This window comes from Halomonas almeriensis, from assembly GCF_030409235.1.
Lineage (GTDB): Bacteria > Pseudomonadota > Gammaproteobacteria > Pseudomonadales > Halomonadaceae > Halomonas > Halomonas almeriensis.
On sequence record NZ_JAUFPO010000006.1, the window covers coordinates 422236 to 439066 of the forward strand.

Annotated in this window: 16 protein-coding genes; 14 read left to right on the plus strand and 2 right to left on the minus strand. The window is 64.8% G+C overall.

Annotated features, from left to right (window positions below; translation table 11 throughout):
* Positions 1–82: 82 nt before the first annotated feature.
* Positions 83–601, plus strand: a complete 519-nt coding sequence (locus tag QWY74_RS05850) for a zinc ribbon-containing protein (protein ID WP_290313976.1) — start codon at positions 83–85, stop codon at positions 599–601.
* Between the two features lie 33 nt (positions 602–634).
* Here the strand turns inward: QWY74_RS05850 and QWY74_RS05855 are convergent, their stop codons facing one another.
* Complete coding sequence (locus QWY74_RS05855; RefSeq protein ID WP_290313977.1) at positions 635–1975, minus strand: hypothetical protein; 1341 nt, start codon at positions 1973–1975, stop codon at positions 635–637.
* Positions 1976–2025: 50 nt separating this feature from the next.
* Entirely contained in the window at positions 2026–2940 is a 915-nt protein-coding gene (locus QWY74_RS05860) for a LysR family transcriptional regulator (RefSeq protein WP_264825154.1), read from the minus strand.
* A gap of 156 nt (positions 2941–3096) precedes the next feature.
* Between QWY74_RS05860 and leuC the strand changes: the two genes are divergently transcribed.
* From leuC to purF, 13 genes are all read left to right on the plus strand, one after another.
* Positions 3097–4533: a 3-isopropylmalate dehydratase large subunit gene (leuC, locus tag QWY74_RS05865; protein ID WP_264825155.1), complete on the plus strand. Its 1437-nt coding sequence runs from the start codon at positions 3097–3099 to the stop codon at positions 4531–4533.
* Positions 4534–4536: 3 nt separating this feature from the next.
* Positions 4537–5181 (plus strand): 3-isopropylmalate dehydratase small subunit, encoded by a 645-nt coding sequence (gene leuD, locus QWY74_RS05870; protein WP_264825156.1) that lies wholly within the window; start codon positions 4537–4539, stop codon positions 5179–5181.
* Between the two features lie 161 nt (positions 5182–5342).
* Positions 5343–6422, plus strand: coding sequence for a 3-isopropylmalate dehydrogenase (leuB, locus tag QWY74_RS05875; RefSeq protein WP_264825157.1), 1080 nt, complete (start codon positions 5343–5345; stop codon positions 6420–6422).
* A 100-nt stretch (positions 6423–6522) separates the two neighbouring features.
* Positions 6523–7635, plus strand: a complete 1113-nt coding sequence (asd, locus tag QWY74_RS05880; RefSeq protein ID WP_264825158.1) for an aspartate-semialdehyde dehydrogenase — start codon at positions 6523–6525, stop codon at positions 7633–7635.
* 169 nt (positions 7636–7804) lie between these two features.
* The gene (gene truA, locus QWY74_RS05885; protein ID WP_264825159.1) at positions 7805–8797 is read left to right on the plus strand and encodes a tRNA pseudouridine(38-40) synthase TruA; all 993 of its coding nucleotides are present in this window, start codon (positions 7805–7807) and stop codon (positions 8795–8797) included.
* Positions 8790–9431 (plus strand): phosphoribosylanthranilate isomerase, encoded by a 642-nt coding sequence (locus QWY74_RS05890; RefSeq protein WP_264825160.1) that lies wholly within the window; start codon positions 8790–8792, stop codon positions 9429–9431. The genes truA and QWY74_RS05890 overlap by 8 nt, the downstream gene beginning before the upstream one ends.
* 59 nt (positions 9432–9490) lie before the next feature.
* The gene (trpB, locus tag QWY74_RS05895; protein ID WP_264825161.1) at positions 9491–10705 is read left to right on the plus strand and encodes a tryptophan synthase subunit beta; all 1215 of its coding nucleotides are present in this window, start codon (positions 9491–9493) and stop codon (positions 10703–10705) included.
* Positions 10706–10714: 9 nt separating this feature from the next.
* The gene (gene trpA / locus QWY74_RS05900; protein WP_290313978.1) at positions 10715–11518 is read left to right on the plus strand and encodes a tryptophan synthase subunit alpha; all 804 of its coding nucleotides are present in this window, start codon (positions 10715–10717) and stop codon (positions 11516–11518) included.
* Between the two features lie 110 nt (positions 11519–11628).
* The gene (gene accD, locus QWY74_RS05905; RefSeq protein ID WP_264825163.1) at positions 11629–12675 is read left to right on the plus strand and encodes an acetyl-CoA carboxylase, carboxyltransferase subunit beta; all 1047 of its coding nucleotides are present in this window, start codon (positions 11629–11631) and stop codon (positions 12673–12675) included.
* A 10-nt stretch (positions 12676–12685) separates the two neighbouring features.
* On the plus strand, positions 12686–13999 hold the full coding sequence (gene folC, locus QWY74_RS05910) for a bifunctional tetrahydrofolate synthase/dihydrofolate synthase (RefSeq protein ID WP_264825164.1): 1314 nt from the start codon (positions 12686–12688) through the stop codon (positions 13997–13999).
* 1 nt (position 14000) lies between these two features.
* Positions 14001–14675, plus strand: a complete 675-nt coding sequence (locus tag QWY74_RS05915) for an SPOR domain-containing protein (protein WP_264825165.1) — start codon at positions 14001–14003, stop codon at positions 14673–14675.
* Positions 14676–14680: 5 nt separating this feature from the next.
* A complete protein-coding gene (locus QWY74_RS05920) occupies positions 14681–15253 on the plus strand; it encodes a CvpA family protein (RefSeq protein ID WP_290313979.1) in 573 nt (190 codons plus the stop codon).
* 59 nt (positions 15254–15312) lie between these two features.
* The gene (gene purF / locus QWY74_RS05925; RefSeq protein ID WP_264825167.1) at positions 15313–16830 is read left to right on the plus strand and encodes an amidophosphoribosyltransferase; all 1518 of its coding nucleotides are present in this window, start codon (positions 15313–15315) and stop codon (positions 16828–16830) included.
* The last annotated feature ends 1 nt before the right edge of the window (position 16831 follow it).

Here is a 16831-nt window from a genome sequence, read left to right on the forward strand (position 1 = left end):
GTGTCGGCCAGCTAGGATACCCCAGGAGCCCGGGTTCCGGCTATGGGCCGGCGAATGTCAGGCGCCACACGAGGAGAATGTCATGAGCGACCAACAGGATCCGCGTCATCAGGATCACCGCCTCAAGGCGGCCTACGAACGTATGCTGGGGCGCCTGAAGGAAGGGGCCGGGGATCTCAATCGCGAGAACCTGCAGCATGAGCTCGATGAGGCCATCGAGTTTGAGGCCGAGGTGGAAGAGTTCACCCGGGATGAGCTGGCGCTGCTGCGCGCCTGGGTCGAACGCGACCTCAAGGAGATGCGCCGTTACCTCAGCGCCGGCGGCGAAGGCGTGGCCAGCTGGCTGGGCATCGACCTGTCGGCGTTGTCGCGCACGGTCACCGAGGCGCTGTTCTCGATTGCCGACCGCAGTCGGCTCGAACGGGAGCAGCTCGATGACGACCTGGAAGCCTCGCGCGCCGATTACACCGCGGGTGAAATGGCCGTGCCGGGGCGCATGGCCTGCGTGCATTGTGATGCCACTGTCGAGATGACTGGTGTAGAGCGCCTCGAGCCCTGTCACCAATGTGGTCACCGCTATTTCGCGCGTGCCCCAAGCTGAGCCGTGGGCGCACTCCGACCCCGAGCCCGTGCTTCAGCCGGCCAACCAGTCTAGACTGATCATTACCAGCAGCGTCATGACCAGGGCATAGCCAAGGTTATGGCGCATCATGCGGGTGCCGCTGACGTCGTAACGGCCCTGCAGCGAGAGGTTGATGCCCGACAGGGGGCCGACGCTGGTGCCGATGGCCCAGGCGCTGAGCGCCACGAAGGCAAACAGCGTCTGCTCGCCGGGGGCCAGTTCGAGCATCGACGCTAGCACCGAGACGCCGATGATGGGGTGAAGCCCGGCCACGGCACTGGCCACGATGGCCAGGAAGCTCAGGCTGGCCTGAGCGATGCCGAAGTCGGCAAACAGCGTCCAGTCCTGCCCGGTGGCGGCATCCAGCAGGGTCGAGAGGCCCTGCGTCAGCAGCCCGGCGCAAAGGAAGAGGGAAATCTCGCCGCGCATGGCCGGCAGCCGGGTCAGGGTATGCTGGCGCAGCCGATACAGGGTCCAGGCGGGGCCGCGGCTCAGGTTGGTGGCCAGGGCCACGCTCGGCATCAGGAAGGTGATGATGCTGACGATGGACAGCTGCGGTGTCAGCCCGTAGTGGAAGAGCATCACCAGCCCGGCCATGGCCACCGGCATCAGCAGGCTGCGGGGTGACATCGAAAAGCCGGCCGTGGCGCTCAGGTCGAAACGCCGGGGCAGCTCCAGCAGGGTCAGCAGGCCGGAACACAGCGCCAGTGGCAGGCCGTGCATGACGACAGTGGCATAGTCCATCTCGGGCGCCAGGGTCATCACGATGCCCATGGAGGCGAAAAAGGGCGACCACCATGCGGCACTCGACAGGCCGCGATTCAGCCCCAGCAGTTGGGGCATGCTCAGGGGCCCGCGGCGCTGCAGGCGGTCGCCGACCATGAAGACCGTTGACAGGTTGAGGATGGTGCCCAGCAGGTGCACGCCCAGCCAGGTGCCAGCGAGTCCGCGGCGCCCGGTGATCGCCTGACCGCCGGGCGGCCGTGACTGGCCACGCAGGTTGCCGATCAGGCCGATGAAGCTGACCCCGACCAGCATGGCGACCACATAGGTGTTGGCGTCGAGTATCGCCCACCAATCGATCGTCGCGCCGAAACCGAAGCGCGCCAGTAACAGCAGGCCGAGCCCGATGGCGGCCAGCCATCCCGCTTGACGTCGATTGCGGGAGGGGATGTCTCGCCACAGCAGTGCGGTGCCCAGCCAGAGGGCATGACCGACCAGGTGTGGGCTGAATGGTGAGGCACCGCTGAACTGGGTGATCTGGATGATCAGGCCGGCCAGTATCGTTAGGCCGGCCAGGCCGCGGCGTAGCAGGTCACTGGCTGCCGGTGTCGGGGGAGCGGGTCGAGACATGGTAGGTCCCAGGAAGGTTTATAGCATCCTAAGTAATGGCCCGGCTGGTCTCAAGCTGGCGTGTTTCCGGGGAGTTGCCAGTTTCGTGCTTCTGCCGTGCGCACGTCGTCGAACATCTCGAGCATGGCACGCGCGGCATTGGACAGGGTGCGGTTGCGATGCACCAGGTAGCCTAGTGGCCTGAGAATGGGCGGGTGGTCGACGGCCATCTCGTGCAGATCGTCGGCGATCATGCTCTCCGGCAGCAGACTCCAGCCCAGCCCGATGGCCGTCATCATCTTCAGGGTTTCCAGATAGTTGGTGGAGATGGCCACCGGCAGGCCGAGACCGGCCGCCGCAAAGCGCGACTCGACCAGTCGGCGGGTAAAGGTCATGGAACCGGGCAGCACGGCATCGTGATGGCAGAGCTCTGCGAGGCTCAGTGACGGGCTGCCGGCTAGTGGATGGTGTCGAGCACAGACGAAACATAGCCGGTCGATCCACACCGGCACGGTGCTCAGATGGGGGTCCGGCGTGGGCGAGAGGGTCGCGGCGGCGATCTCCAGCTCACCATCCAGCACGCCCTGATAGGCCTGCTCCGAGTCGAGAAAGTGCAGGTCCAGGCGAACCTGTTGATGGCGCTGTGTGTAGCGTTCGAGCAGCGAGGGCAGTCGATGCAGCCCCAGATGATGGCTGGTGGCCAGGGTCAGTTTGCCGGCCACGTCGCCGCTCAGGTTGCCCAGGGCGCGGCGGCTGTCATCGACCATGACCAGGATGCGCCGTGCCCGTGGCAGCAATAGCTGGCCGGCCTCGGTCAGGGTGACGCGTCGACCGATTCGGTCGAACAGGCGCGCCTCGGTCTGCTCCTCGAGCACGGCAATGCGCTTGCTCACCGCCGGCTGGGTCAGGTGGAGCTGTTCGGCGGCCCGGGAGAAACTGCCGCTGTCGGCCACCGCCAGGAAGGCCTGCAAACTTTGCGTGTCCATCTTGCTCTCCGTTTGGCATTCCTTTCTGGAATGTATTGAATAAATAACATGAATTGCCTTTATGCGCACATCGCGGGACACTGCCCGTCATATTCGGTAAGGGCAGATTCACTGCCCACCGTGACGCGATGATCGGGCGACGCCCGGGAGGACGACATGTCAGGCCAGACTCTCTATGACAAGCTGTGGTCGCAGCATCTGGTGAAGGAACGAGGGGATGGCACCGCGCTCATCTACATCGACCGCCATCTGCTGCATGAGGTGACCTCGCCCCAGGCCTTCGAGGGGTTGCGGTTGGCGGGCCGCCGTCCATGGCGCCTGGATGCCAACCTGGCCACGCCGGATCACAACGTGCCGACCACTCTGGTCGAGCGCGCCGAGGGCAATGCCGGCATCAAGGACGAGGTCTCACTGATCCAGGTACAGACGCTGGACGATAACTGCGAATCCTTCGGCATCGAAGAATTCCGTATCAATGACCCGCGTCAGGGTATCGTGCACGTGGTCGGCCCGGAGCAGGGCGCCACACTGCCGGGCATGACGGTGGTCTGCGGGGATTCCCACACGGCGACCCATGGGGCCTTTGCGGCCCTGTCGCATGGCATTGGCACGTCGGAAGTCGAGCACGTGCTGGCCACCCAGTGCCTGCTGGCGCAGAAGATGAACAACATGCAGGTACGCGTCGAGGGCGAGCTCGGCGAGGGCGTCACCGCCAAGGATGTCGTGCTGGCCATCATCGGCCGCATCGGCACTGCCGGCGGTACCGGCTACGCCATCGAGTTTGCCGGCAGCGCGATCCGCGGGCTCTCCATGGAAGGCCGCATGACCGTCTGCAACATGGCCATCGAGGCAGGCGCCCGGGTAGGGCTGATCGCCGTGGACGACACCACCATCGATTACCTGCGCGACCGTCACTATGCCCCGCAAGGCGAGATGTGGGACGCCGCCGTGGCCGACTGGCGTCGGCTGGTCTCGGATGACGATGCCGCGTTCGACAAGGTCGTGACCCTGGATGCTGCCGAGATCGAGCCGCAGGTGTCCTGGGGCACCAGCCCCGAGATGGTCACCGGCGTCGGCGGTGAAGTGCCCGACCCGGACGAGGCCGGTGACGACACGGCGCGTACCGGCATGATCCGGGCCCTGGAATACATGGGGCTGGCGCCGAAGCAGAAGATTACCGACATCCGGCTGGACAAGATCTTCATCGGCTCCTGTACCAACTCGCGGATCGAGGATCTGCGCGCCGCCGCCAGGGTTGCCAGGGGCCACAAGGTGGCCGACTCGGTGGCACTGGCCATGGTGGTGCCGGGCTCCGGACTGGTGAAGCGTCAGGCCGAGGAAGAAGGGCTGGACAAGGTCTTCCTGGATGCCGGCTTTGAGTGGCGCGAGCCCGGCTGCTCCATGTGCCTGGCCATGAATGCCGACAAGCTTGGGGCCGGCGAACACTGCGCCTCCACATCCAATCGCAATTTCGAGGGACGTCAGGGCTACGGCGGGCGGACCCACCTGGTTAGCCCGGCCATGGCGGCGGCCGCCGCGATTGCCGGCCATTTCGTCGACGTCCGCCAATTCGATTCCGCTGGGGAGGCCTGAACCATGCAACCATTTCATTACCTGGCCGGCCTGGTAGCACCGCTGGATCGCGCCAACGTCGACACCGACCTGATCATTCCCAAGCAGTTTCTGAAGTCGATCAAGCGGACCGGCTTCGGCGTCAATCTGTTCGACGAGCTGCGCTACCTCGACGAGGGGTATCCGGGCCAGGACGCCTCGCAGCGCCCGCTCAACCCGGACTTCGTGCTCAACCAGCCGCGATATCAGGGCGCCAGTATCCTGCTGGCGCGCAAGAACTTTGGCTGTGGCAGTTCTCGCGAGCATGCTCCGTGGGCATTGGAAGACTTCGGCTTCAGGGTCGTGATTGCGCCGAGCTTTGCCGATATCTTCTATAACAACGCCTTCAAGAACGGCATTCTGCTGGTCAAGCTCTCCGAGGCCGAGGTGGATCGGCTGTTCGAGGAAGTCGCCGCCAACGAGGGGTATCGTCTGGAGGTGGACCTGGAAAAGCAGCGCGTGACCACGCCATTTGGGGAACTACTTGAGTTCGAGGTCGACGACTTCCGCAAGCATTGCCTGCTGGAAGGACTCGACGACATCGGAATTACCCTTAAGGACGAAGACGCGATTCACGCCTTCGAGAAGCGTCATCGGGCCGAGCGGCCCTGGATGTTTCGCGAGGCCTGACCGCCCGGCGAGCTACGAGCCACGAGCTACGAGCTGCGAGCTGGGTTTTCGGGTTTCGTATCTCGCATCTCGCCGCTCGTATGCTTTGGGTTTTGAGCTTCCGGGGTTGCCCTTCGAATCTCGTGGCTCGATGCTCGCCGCTTACAAAAAAGGATTGATGCATGACACGCAAAATTCTGGTTCTCCCGGGCGACGGTATCGGCCCGGAAATCACCGCTCAGGCGAGCCGTGTGCTGGCGGCCTGCCAGGCGCGGGGCCTGGATGTTGAGGTCGAGGAAGCGCCGGTGGGCGGCACCGCCTATGACCGGCACGGTACCCCTCTGCCGGAGAGCACTCTCGAGCGCGCCCGGGCGGCGGATGCGGTTCTGCTGGGGGCCGTGGGCGGGCCTCAGTGGGATTCGATCGAGGACATCAGCAAGCGCCCGGAGAAGGGGCTGCTGGGGCTGCGCAAGGAGCTCGGGCTCTTCGGCAACCTGCGTCCGGCGCTGTTGTATCCGCAGCTAGCCGAGGCCTCGAGCCTCAAGCCGGAACTGGTCGCCGGCCTCGACATCATGATCGTGCGCGAGCTCACCGGGGGCATCTACTTCGGCCAGCCGCGCGGCATCGAAGAGCGCGATAGTCAGCGTGTCGGCTTCAATACATATGTCTACTCGGAGGCCGAGATCGAGCGCATCGGCCGTGTGGCTTTCGAGATGGCACAGAAGCGCGGCAAGCGCCTTTGTTCCGTGGACAAGGCCAATGTGCTCGAGGTGACCATGCTGTGGCGTGAGGTAATGGAACGTCTGGCCCCCGAGTATCCGGATGTCGAGCTGACCCACATGTACGTCGACAACGCTGCCATGCAACTGGTGCGCGCGCCCAAGCAGTTCGACGTGGTGGTGACCGGCAACATGTTCGGCGACATTCTCTCGGATGCCGCTGCCATGCTCACCGGTTCCATCGGCATGCTGCCGTCCGCTTCGCTCAACGAGAGCGGTCAGGGCATGTACGAGCCGTGCCACGGCAGTGCCCCGGATATCGCCGGCCAGGGACTGGCCAATCCGCTGGCCACCATCCTCTCGGTGGCCATGATGCTGCGTTACTCGCTGGGCGAGAACGCACTCGCCGAGCGAATCGAAGCGGCGGTCGGCCAGGTGCTGGATGACGGTCTGCGAACTGCCGATATCGCCCCGCAGGATGGCCCGTATGTATCCACGGTCGAGATAGGTGATGCGGTGCTGGCCGCGCTGGAAGCGTCCTGAGGCAGCCATGGGGTGTCGTGAGCGCGGCACCCGGGCGGGCACTGATACGGCAGCGTTTTTTCTGTAGTATTAATCGTTCACTTTTTCTGGAGGACGTGACATGTTGAAAGTCGGTTTCGTCGGATGGCGGGGCATGGTCGGTTCCGTGCTGATGCAGCGCATGATCGAGGACGGAGATTTCAACGGTATCGAGCCGGTGTTCTTCACGACCTCCCAGGTCGGCCAGCCCGGTCCGGATATCGGCGTGGACGTGCCCGCGCTGAAGGATGCCCACGACCTTCAGACCCTGAAAACCCTGGACGTGATCATTACCTGCCAGGGCGGCGATTACACCCAGGCGGTCTACGCCGACCTGCGCGGCGAAGGCTGGAAGGGCTACTGGATTGACGCCGCCAGCACCCTGCGCATGGCCGATGACGCCACTATCGTCCTCGACCCGGTCAATCGCAAAGTGATCGACGCCCAGCTGGCCCGCGGCGCTCGTACCTTCGTCGGTGGCAACTGTACCGTAAGCCTTATGATGATGGGCCTCGGCGGGCTCTTTGAGTCCGATATGGTCGAATGGATGACCTCCATGACCTATCAGGCGGCTTCCGGCTCCGGGGCCAAGCACATGCGCGAACTGCTTAACCAGATGGGAGCCCTCCGGGACAGTGTGGCCACCGAGCTGGCGGATCCGGGCAGTGCCATTCTAGATATCGATCGTCAGGTGACGGCGGCCATGCGCGGTGGCGACTTCCCGGTCGACAACTTCGGAGCGCCGCTGGCCGGCAGCCTGCTGCCCTGGATCGACTCCAAGCTCGAGAGTGGTCAGAGCCGCGAAGAGTGGAAGGGCTCGGTGGAAACCAACAAGATTCTCGGGCGCCAGGACCACCCGATTCCCATCGACGGGCTCTGTGTGCGGATTGGCGCCATGCGCTCGCACAGCCAGGCCTTCACCATCAAGCTCAAGCAGGATGTGCCGCTCGACGAGATCGAGGAGCGCATCGCGACGCACAACGACTGGGTCAAGCTGATCCCCAATGATAAGGATGCCACCAATGACAGTCTGACGCCGGCCGCCGCGACCGGCACCCTGACGGTTCCGGTGGGGCGTCTGCGCAAGCTGGCCATGGGCGGTGAGTATCTGTCCGCTTTCAGCGTCGGCGACCAGCTTCTGTGGGGGGCCGCCGAGCCGCTCAAGCGCATGTTGAAGATTCTGCGGGAGCAGTGAAACGGCTCGCCAACTGGCGAGTGTGTTACGGGGCGCCCTCGCAGGGGCGCCCCGTTGCGTTTCCGGCCGGCCCCATGGCTGGCGTTATGCCTGTCTGGCAGGGATAATGGTTCTTTTATTCTTTTCCGGGCAGCCGCCTGATGCCCCCCGACGATGACCCGATGGCACCATGAGTTTTTTTCGACGCCTTGACGAGAATCAGCCGCTGACAGGCCGCCTGGCCATGGCCGTGGAGTATGACGGCACGCATTACTGTGGCTGGCAGCGTCTCAAGCATGCCGCGTCCATCCAGGGTGCCCTGGAAACGGCGCTGTCGAAGGTGGCCAGTGCGCCGGTGGACCTGCATGCCAGCGGGCGAACCGACTCCGGGGTGCATGCCACTCGCCAGGTCATCCACTTCGACCCGCCGGCGGCGCGTTCCGCCAAGGCCTGGGTGTTCGGCGGCAACGCCAATCTGCCCAAGGATATCGCCATCCGCTGGATCAAGCCCGTGGATACGGCCTTTCATGCGCGTTTCATGGCGGTGGCCCGGCGTTATCGTTACATCTGGCTCAATCAGCCCACCCGGCCGGTGCTCGAGCGGGCTCATGTCACCTGGTGTCGGGACCCCCTGAATGCCGAGGCGATGAACGCAGCGGCTCAGGCGCTGGTCGGCGAGCACGACTTCTCCAGTTTCCGGGCCGCGGGTTGTCAGTCCCGGTCACCCTGGCGTCACCTGCATTTTATCGAGGTCAAGCGACACGGCCCTTATCTGGTGCTGGACGTCCAGGGCAACGCCTTTCTGCATCACATGATCCGCAACATCGCTGGCGCCCTGATGCGGGTCGGTCGCGGTGAGCAGGGGGAGGACTACCTGGCTCGGCTGCTGGCGCTCAGGAACCGGGCGCTGGGTGACATCACGGCGCCGGCCCACGGGCTGCATTTTGTCGATTCCATCTATGACGCGGCCTGGGAGCTGCCCCGCGAGCCACTGGGCCCCAATCTGCTGGCCTTTCTCGGTGAGTGGACGGGCGATCGCCCCTTGCCGAGCATCCGCCCCGAGCTGTTGCGCGGGCGGAGCCGGGAAGAGGGGCTGGCCTTTGCCGCGGCGCGGGCCGAGGAAGATGCTCGGACCGCCGAGGCTCAGTCCCACGGCGATGAACAGGAGCCCGCCGATGTTTGATCATGCCAGCCGGGTCGCTCGAACCCGGGTGAAGTTCTGTGGCCTGACGCGGCCCGGGGACGTGGATGCCGCCGTCGCTGCCGGTGCCGACGCCATCGGCTTTGTGCTCTGGCCGGGTAGCAAGCGCGCCATTTCGCTGGATCGCCTGGCCGCCTTGAGCGATCGGGTGCCGGCCTTCGTGACCCGGGTGGGCCTCTTTGTCGATGCATCGGCGGAGGAGGTCGAAGCGGCGGCGGCACATCTCGACCTGCTGCAGTTTCATGGTGACGAGTCGCCCGCTGCCTGTGCGGCCTCCGCCATGCCCTGGATCAAGGCGCTGCGCATGCGCGACAACCTGGACCTCGAGGCGGCGGCAAGCACCTATGTAGATGCTGGGGCACTGTTGCTAGATGCCTACCGACCCGGAGTGCCGGGGGGCACCGGCGAGACCTTCGACTGGTCGCGGATCCCCGCAACGCTGACAAAACCTGTTATCCTCGCTGGAGGTCTGTCGACGTTCAATGTGGCCGATGCCATCGACCGGGTACACCCCTTCGCGGTGGACGTTTCCGGCGGCATTGAAACGGCGCCCGGCATTAAGGATGCCGACGGCATGACGGCCTTTATGCGCGCGGTGCGTCGCGCCGATGGGTGATGCCCTAGCACCCTGGTGCTTCATCAACAATCCTACACCGATCCTGTGAGGTGTCTTTCGTGAGCAAGTTCAGTGACCTGACCCGACTGCCGGACGATCGCGGCCACTTCGGCCCTTATGGTGGCCGGTTCGTCTCGGAGACCCTGAGCTTCGCCCTGGAGGATCTGCAGAAGACCTACCTGAGTCTTCGCGAGGATCCGCAGTTCCAGGCCGAATTCGACCATGACCTGTCCCACTACGTGGGCCGTCCATCACCGCTCTATCACGCCGAGCGATGGTCGAATCAGATCGGCGGGGCCCAGGTCTGGCTGAAACGCGAGGATCTCAATCACACCGGCGCGCACAAGGTGAACAACACCATCGGTCAGGCACTGCTCGCCAAGAAGAGCGGCAAGCCCCGCGTGATCGCCGAGACCGGCGCCGGTCAGCATGGTGTGGCCACCGCCACAGTAGCGGCGCGCCTGGGGCTGCAGTGCGAGATCTACATGGGCGCGGCGGACGTCGAGCGCCAGAAGCTCAACGTCTATCGCATGCGGCTGCTCGGCGCATCTGTGATTCCTGTGGAGTCGGGCACCCGTACGCTCAAGGATGCCATGAACGAGGCGCTGCGCGACTGGGTGACCAATGTCGACGATACCTTTTACATCATCGGTACCGTGGCAGGCCCGCATCCTTACCCCATGCTGGTGCGCGACTTTAATTCCGTGGTCGGTCGCGAGGCCCGCCAGCAATGCTTCGAGGAGTTCGGTCGTCTGCCCGACGCCCTGGTCGCCTGTGTCGGCGGCGGCTCCAATTCCATCGGTCTGTTCTATCCGTTTGCCGAAGATGACGGGGTGACCATGATCGGTGTCGAGGCCGGCGGCGATGGTGTCATCACCGGCCGGCATGCGGCCCCCCTGACCTCGGGCGCGCCGCGGGGTGTGCTGCATGGCAATCGCACCTACCTGATGTCCGACGAGGGCGGGCAGGTGTCGGATACGCATTCCGTGTCGGCGGGTCTCGATTATCCCGGTGTGGGCCCGGAGCATGCTTGCTGGAAAGATGCCGGGCGCGTCGAGTATGTGGCCGCCAACGATGACGCCGTGCTCGAGGCGTTCCGCGAACTGACGCATGTCGAGGGCATCATGCCGGCGCTCGAGTCGGCTCATGCGCTGGCGCATGCCAAGCAATTGGCAGCGACCATGCGGCCCGACCAGCACATCGTGGTCAACCTCTCCGGACGCGGTGACAAGGACATCATGACCGTCGCCAAGCTTGACGGCATCGAATTCTGAGGAAGCCTGATGAACCGAATTGATCAACGTTTTGCGGATCTGAAGGCGCAGGGACGCCGTGCGCTGATTCCCTACATCACGGCCGGTGACCCTGCTCCGCAGCACACCGTGTCCTTTATGCATGCCCTGGTTCGTGGCGGGGCCAACATCATCGAGCTGGGGGTGCCGTTCACCGATCCCATGGCCGATGGCCCAGTGATCCAGAAGGCTTGTGAACGGGCGCTGCGACATGATGTGCGACTGGTGGATCTGCTGCACATGGTCAGCGAATTCCGCCGTGACGATGCGCACACACCGGTCGTGCTGATGGGTTACCTGAACCCGGTCGAGCGCCTCGGCCTCGAGCCATTCGCCGACCGCGCCGCCGCGTCGGGCGTCGACGGTGTCCTGCTGGTCGACATGCCCCCCGAAGAGGCCGACTTGCTGGGTCCGATCTTCAAGGAACGTGGCCTGGCTTCGATCTTCCTGGTCGCCCCTACCACTTCACATGCCCGGGCCGCTACAATATGCGGCCATGGCGAGGGCTATCTGTACTATGTCTCGCTCAAGGGTGTCACCGGCGGGGCGGTTGCCGATGCCGAGGATATCGCCGCGCACCTGGCGCCATTGCGCGAGATGACCGATCTGCCACTGTGCGTCGGATTCGGCATTCGCGACGGCGCCTCGGCCGCGGCCGTCGGTCAGGTGGCGGATGGCGTCATTGTCGGCAGCGTGCTGGTCCAGAAGATTGCCGATAACGTCGAGACCCCTGAAGCGATCCCCGCCGCCCTGGAAGCGGTGCTGGGAGAAATGCGCCAGGCCCTGGATGCCTGAACGCCTGGCTGGACTCGCGTGCCTCGATGGCCGCCTTTGACGCGCGCGAGTCAACCGATTCGATTGGCCCCCCGGCCGGGGGCAACAGACCATAGGGAAGCGATTCTGACATGAGCTGGCTAGACAAGATCGTGCCCTCGGTGGGGCGCATTCAGCGCAAGGACCGACGAACCACCAGTGTGCCGGACGGCCTGTGGCGCAAGTGCCCCAAGTGCGAGGCAGTGCTCTACCTGCCGGAGCTCGAAAAGCATCACAACGTCTGCCCCAAGTGTGATCATCACTTGCGTCTGACGGCCCGCAAGCGCCTCGACTGGTTTCTCGACCGGGAAGGTCGCGAAGAAATCGCCGCCGATCTCGAGCCGGTGGATCGGCTGCGCTTTCGCGACTCCAAGAAGTACAAGGATCGCCTGGCCGCGGCGCAGAAGGCGACCGGTGAAAAGGATGGCCTGGTTGCCATGCGGGGCACGCTCGAAGGCCTTCCGGTGGTCGCGGTGGCCTTCGAGTTCACCTTTATGGGTGGCTCCATGGGCGCCGTGGTCGGCGAGAAGTTCGTGCGTGCCGCCACCCTTGCCCACGATGAGGGCGTGCCCCTGGTCTGCTTTGCGGCCTCGGGTGGCGCGCGCATGCAGGAAGCGCTGTTCTCGCTGATGCAGATGGCCAAGACATCGGCCGCCCTCGAGCGGCTCAAGGAAGCCGGGGTACCCTATATCTCGGTGCTCACTGACCCGGTGTTCGGCGGTGTCTCGGCCTCGCTGGCCATGCTCGGCGACCTCAACGTGGCCGAGCCCAATGCACTGATCGGCTTTGCCGGTCCACGGGTCATCGAGCAGACGGTACGCGAACAGTTGCCGGAAGGCTTCCAGCGCAGCGAGTTCCTGCTTGAGCATGGCGCCGTGGACATGATCGTCCATCGCCAGGAAATCCGTGAGCGTCTGGGCGGTGTGCTGCGCAAGTTGACGCATCAGCCGGCCGATGGACCCAAGCGTCACGGGGGTGAGGAGCCGGATCTGGTGGATCGCGCCGAACAGGTCGAACCGCCGCAGGAAACGGCCACCGCCGAGGCTTCGGGAAATGCCGCGGAACCGGCGGATCCGCCGACCGTTGGGTCGGCGAATCCGGACGCCGAGCCGACGCCACGTCCTGACAGCAACCGCTGAGTCGGGCGCTATGAACGAAGACGCTTCACCCACCGAGCTTGATGCCTGGCTGAGGCGGCTGGAAGCGGCCCACCCGGTCGATATCGAGCTCAGTCTCGATCGGGTGACCGAAGTGGCGCGTCGCATGGGGCTGCTCGACGGTCCCGTGGCGCAACGCGTCATCACCGTGGCTGGTACCAATGGCAAGGGTTCTACCGTGGCGCTGCTGGAGTCGCTGGCGACGCATCACGGCTTGTCCTCGGCCGCCTACACCTCTCCGCATCTGTTTCGTTACAACGAGCGCCTCCACCTGAATGGTCGGGAAGCCGATGATGAGGCCCTGATGAAGGGATTCAGGGCCGTCGAGGCGGCTCGCCTGGACGGTGAGCCGATCAGCCTGACCTATTTCGAGGTCGGCACCCTGGCCGCGTTGTCGGTCATCCGTCGACAAATGCCGCAACTGGCCATCCTCGAGGTTGGACTCGGGGGGCGGCTCGATGCGGTCAATGTGGTCGACGCGGATGTGGCCGTGGTGACCACGATCGCGCTGGACCATGCGGCCTTTCTGGGCAACGACCTGGAGGTCATCGGTCGCGAAAAGGCCGGGATCATGCGACCTGGGCGCCCGGCCGTGCTGGGATCTCGGCAACTGCCCGGCAGTGTGCGGGCGGCCGCTCACGCGTGTGGCGCTCCGGTCCATGTGCTGGGAGAAGACTTTGATCGCCAGGGCGCGGCGCGCGACTGGCAATGGTCGCGGCAGGGGCAGCTGCGGATCGATGAACTGCCTGATCCGGCGCTGCCGCTGGACAATGCCGCCACCGCCCTGACGGCGCTCGATCTGGCGGGAGTCTCGCTGCAGCCCGAGGCCTGTCGCGCGGCCATGCAATCCGTGGCGCTGCCCGGGCGCATGCAATGGCAGGGGGCCTGGTGCTTCGATGTGGGACACAACCCCCAGGCGGCCGCTTATGTTGCGGACCGGCTGGCCGATGACGAGACCACCGGCACGACCTATGCGCTTCTCGGCATGTTGGCCGACAAGGATGCCGATGGCGTGATCGACGCGCTGTCGCCGGCCATCGATGCCTGGCTGCCGGTCTCACTGGAAGGTGATCGGGCGCGACATTCCCACCAGCTTGCGGAGTGCTTGCAACGCCACGGCCAGACCGTGATCGAGTGTGCCGCTTCGCCGACAGAGGGTGCGCGCCGCCTGGCCAGCCATCTGGCCCCGGAGGATCGAGTGCTGGTCTGCGGTTCCTTCTTCACGGTGGCCGAGGTCCTGGCCGCTCGGGAGAATCCGTCGCAGACTGATCGCGGTGACACCGCCCAGGGAATGACGAGGGAATGACATGAAATACGGTATGCGTGAACGGATCAGCGGTGCCCTGGTGCTCATTGCCCTAGCCGTCATTTTTGTGCCTTTGTTGCTGGACGACCCCGTGCCCCGCGAGGACCGTCCGGAACCGGTACTGACCATCGAGCAGCCGGTGGATGTCGAGCAGCGTGACGTCGCCGAGCCGACACCCCCGGATAGCGTCGAGTCGGCGCAGAAGACTTCGCCCGACACTGACGACGCCACGGCGGTGTCACGGGAGACGGTCGCCAGCGAGGACGTTGCCGCCTCGGAGCCGGCAGAGCAGGAGGCGTCGTCGGCGACAATGCCCGCCGAGGAGACCGAGCCGGCATCCGCGGCGGACACCGCTACCGAGTCGAGCTCTGACAGTGCGCAGCAAGCCGATGATCCCATCGCCGAGCTTGCCAGGGCCGCCGACGAGCGCCAGGCCAACGCCACTCCGGACGGCGAATGGGCCGTGCAGGTCGGCAGCTTCGGTCAGGTCAGCAACGCTGAGGGGCTCCAGACACGTCTCGAGGAGCAGGGCTACCCGGCTTATCAGCGGGCCCGCGACAACAACCTTACCACCGTTTATGTCGGCCCCTATGCGAGTTCGGAAACCGCCGAGAATGTCATGGGCAAACTCAAGGCGGCGCTGAACCTTCAGGGCCTGCTGGTGAGGACCGAGTGAGCGGCATGGCGCTGACCTGGATCGACTGGCTGTGTATCGCCGTACTGGCGTTCACCGCCATTACCGGGCTGTTCCGCGGGCTGGTGCGCGAGGCCCTGGGGCTGGCGTCCTGGGTCGTGGCACTCCTCGCGGCCCGCTGGTTGTCACAGCCGGTGGCCGATCATCTGGCAGGCGTGATCGAGAGTCCTGATGGTCGCCTGGTGCTGGCTTTCGTGCTGGTGGTGTTCGTGGTCATCCTGGCCTGTGGCCTGGTAATCCGCTTCATGCAGGCGGCTGTCGAGTGGGTCGGCATGGGGCTCTTCAATCGCCTGGCCGGCGCGGTTTTCGGCGCCGCCAAGGGGGCCGCGGTGCTGGTGCTGGCCACGATCCTGATTGGCATGACACCACTGGCCCAGCTCAATGCCTGGCAGGATGCCGAGCTTCGCCCGCGGCTGGAACAGTTGCGTGGCTGGGCTGCCGGGTATCTGCTTGACTGGGGAGAGCGTCTGCCGAGGGCGGCGACGCACCTGGAAGAGCTGGCGGCCCCCAAGGATCGCGACCCCCAGGGTGCCGCCCGGGACGACGCGAGCCCGGAATGATCGGAATATCGGGGTGGCTTGCCCATCCCACTCACTTTTGGCGAGCGAGGTAAGCAGTAATGTGCGGGATTGTGGGCCTGATGGCCAAGCAGGCGGTGAACCAGGGTATCTATGACGCCCTGACGGTATTGCAACACCGCGGCCAGGATGCCGGCGGTATGATGACCTGGAACGACGGACGCTTCCTGCTGCGCAAGAGCAACGGCCTGGTGCGCGATGTCTTTCATACCCGTCACATGGCACGCCTCAAGGGCAATCTGGGCATCGGCCATGTGCGCTACCCGACGGCCGGTTCTTCCAGTGAGGCCGAGTCCCAGCCGCTGTATGTCAATTCCCCCTATGGCATCAGCCTGGCGCACAACGGCAACCTGACCAATTCCGAACAGCTCAAGCAGGAGCTGTTCTCCTCGGATCTGCGCCATATCAACACCAGCTCGGATTCCGAGGTACTGCTCAATGTCTTTGCCCACGAACTGGGCAAGCAGGGCCTGCATCTGGCGCCCGGCGATATCTTTGATGCGGTGCGCCGGGTGCATCGCCGCTGCCGGGGGGCCTACGGAGCGGTGGCCATCATCAATGGGGTGGGGCTGGTGGCCTTCCGTGACCCCAATGGCATTCGGCCCGTGGTCTTTGGCACCCGCGACGAAGGGGAAGGCCAGGAGGTGATGATTGCCTCCGAGTCCGTGGCCCTGGATGTCGGCGGATTCGAGCTGCACCGCGACCTGGCCCCGGGCGAGGCGATCTTCGTCGACATGGAAGGGCAGATTCACACCCAGGGCTGTGCCGACACACCGCGACTGGCCCCCTGCATCTTCGAGCATGTCTATCTGGCCCGCCCGGATACCCTGCTGGATGGGGCCTATGTGTATGGCACCCGCATGCAGATGGGCCGCAAGCTGGGCGACCGTATCCAGAGTGAGTGGCCGGATCATGACATCGAGGTGGTCATCCCGATTCCCGACACCTCGCGGACCTCGGCGCTGGAACTCGCCCAGCATCTGGGCGTGACCTACCGCGAAGGCTTCATGAAGAACCGCTATATCGGCCGCACCTTCATCATGCCGGGGCAGACCCAGCGCAAGAAGTCGGTCCGTCAGAAGCTCAACGCCATCGACATCGAGTTCAAGGACAAGAATGTGCTGCTGGTGGATGACTCCATCGTGCGGGGCACCACCTGCCGCCAGATCATCCAGATGGCTCGTGAGGCGGGGGCCAACAAGGTGTACTTCGCCTCGGCGGCGCCCCCGGTGCGCTATCCGAATGTGTACGGCATCGATATGCCGGCGGCCAACGAGCTGATTGCCCACGGCCGCAGCGAGGCCGAAGTCGGCGAGCTGATCGGTGCCGATCGCATGGTCTATCAGGACCTCGACGATCTCAAGCAGGCCTGCCGCGACGTCAATCCGGCGCTCGAGGACTTTGACTGCTCGGTATTCGACGGTCAGTACATCACCGGCGATATCGATGAGGCCTACCTGGCGGATCTCGAAGCCATACGCAACGATGATGCCAAGCTGACGAGTGCCGGCGATCATGCCCTGGTCGGCATGCACAACCAGGACGATGATCTCGACTAGG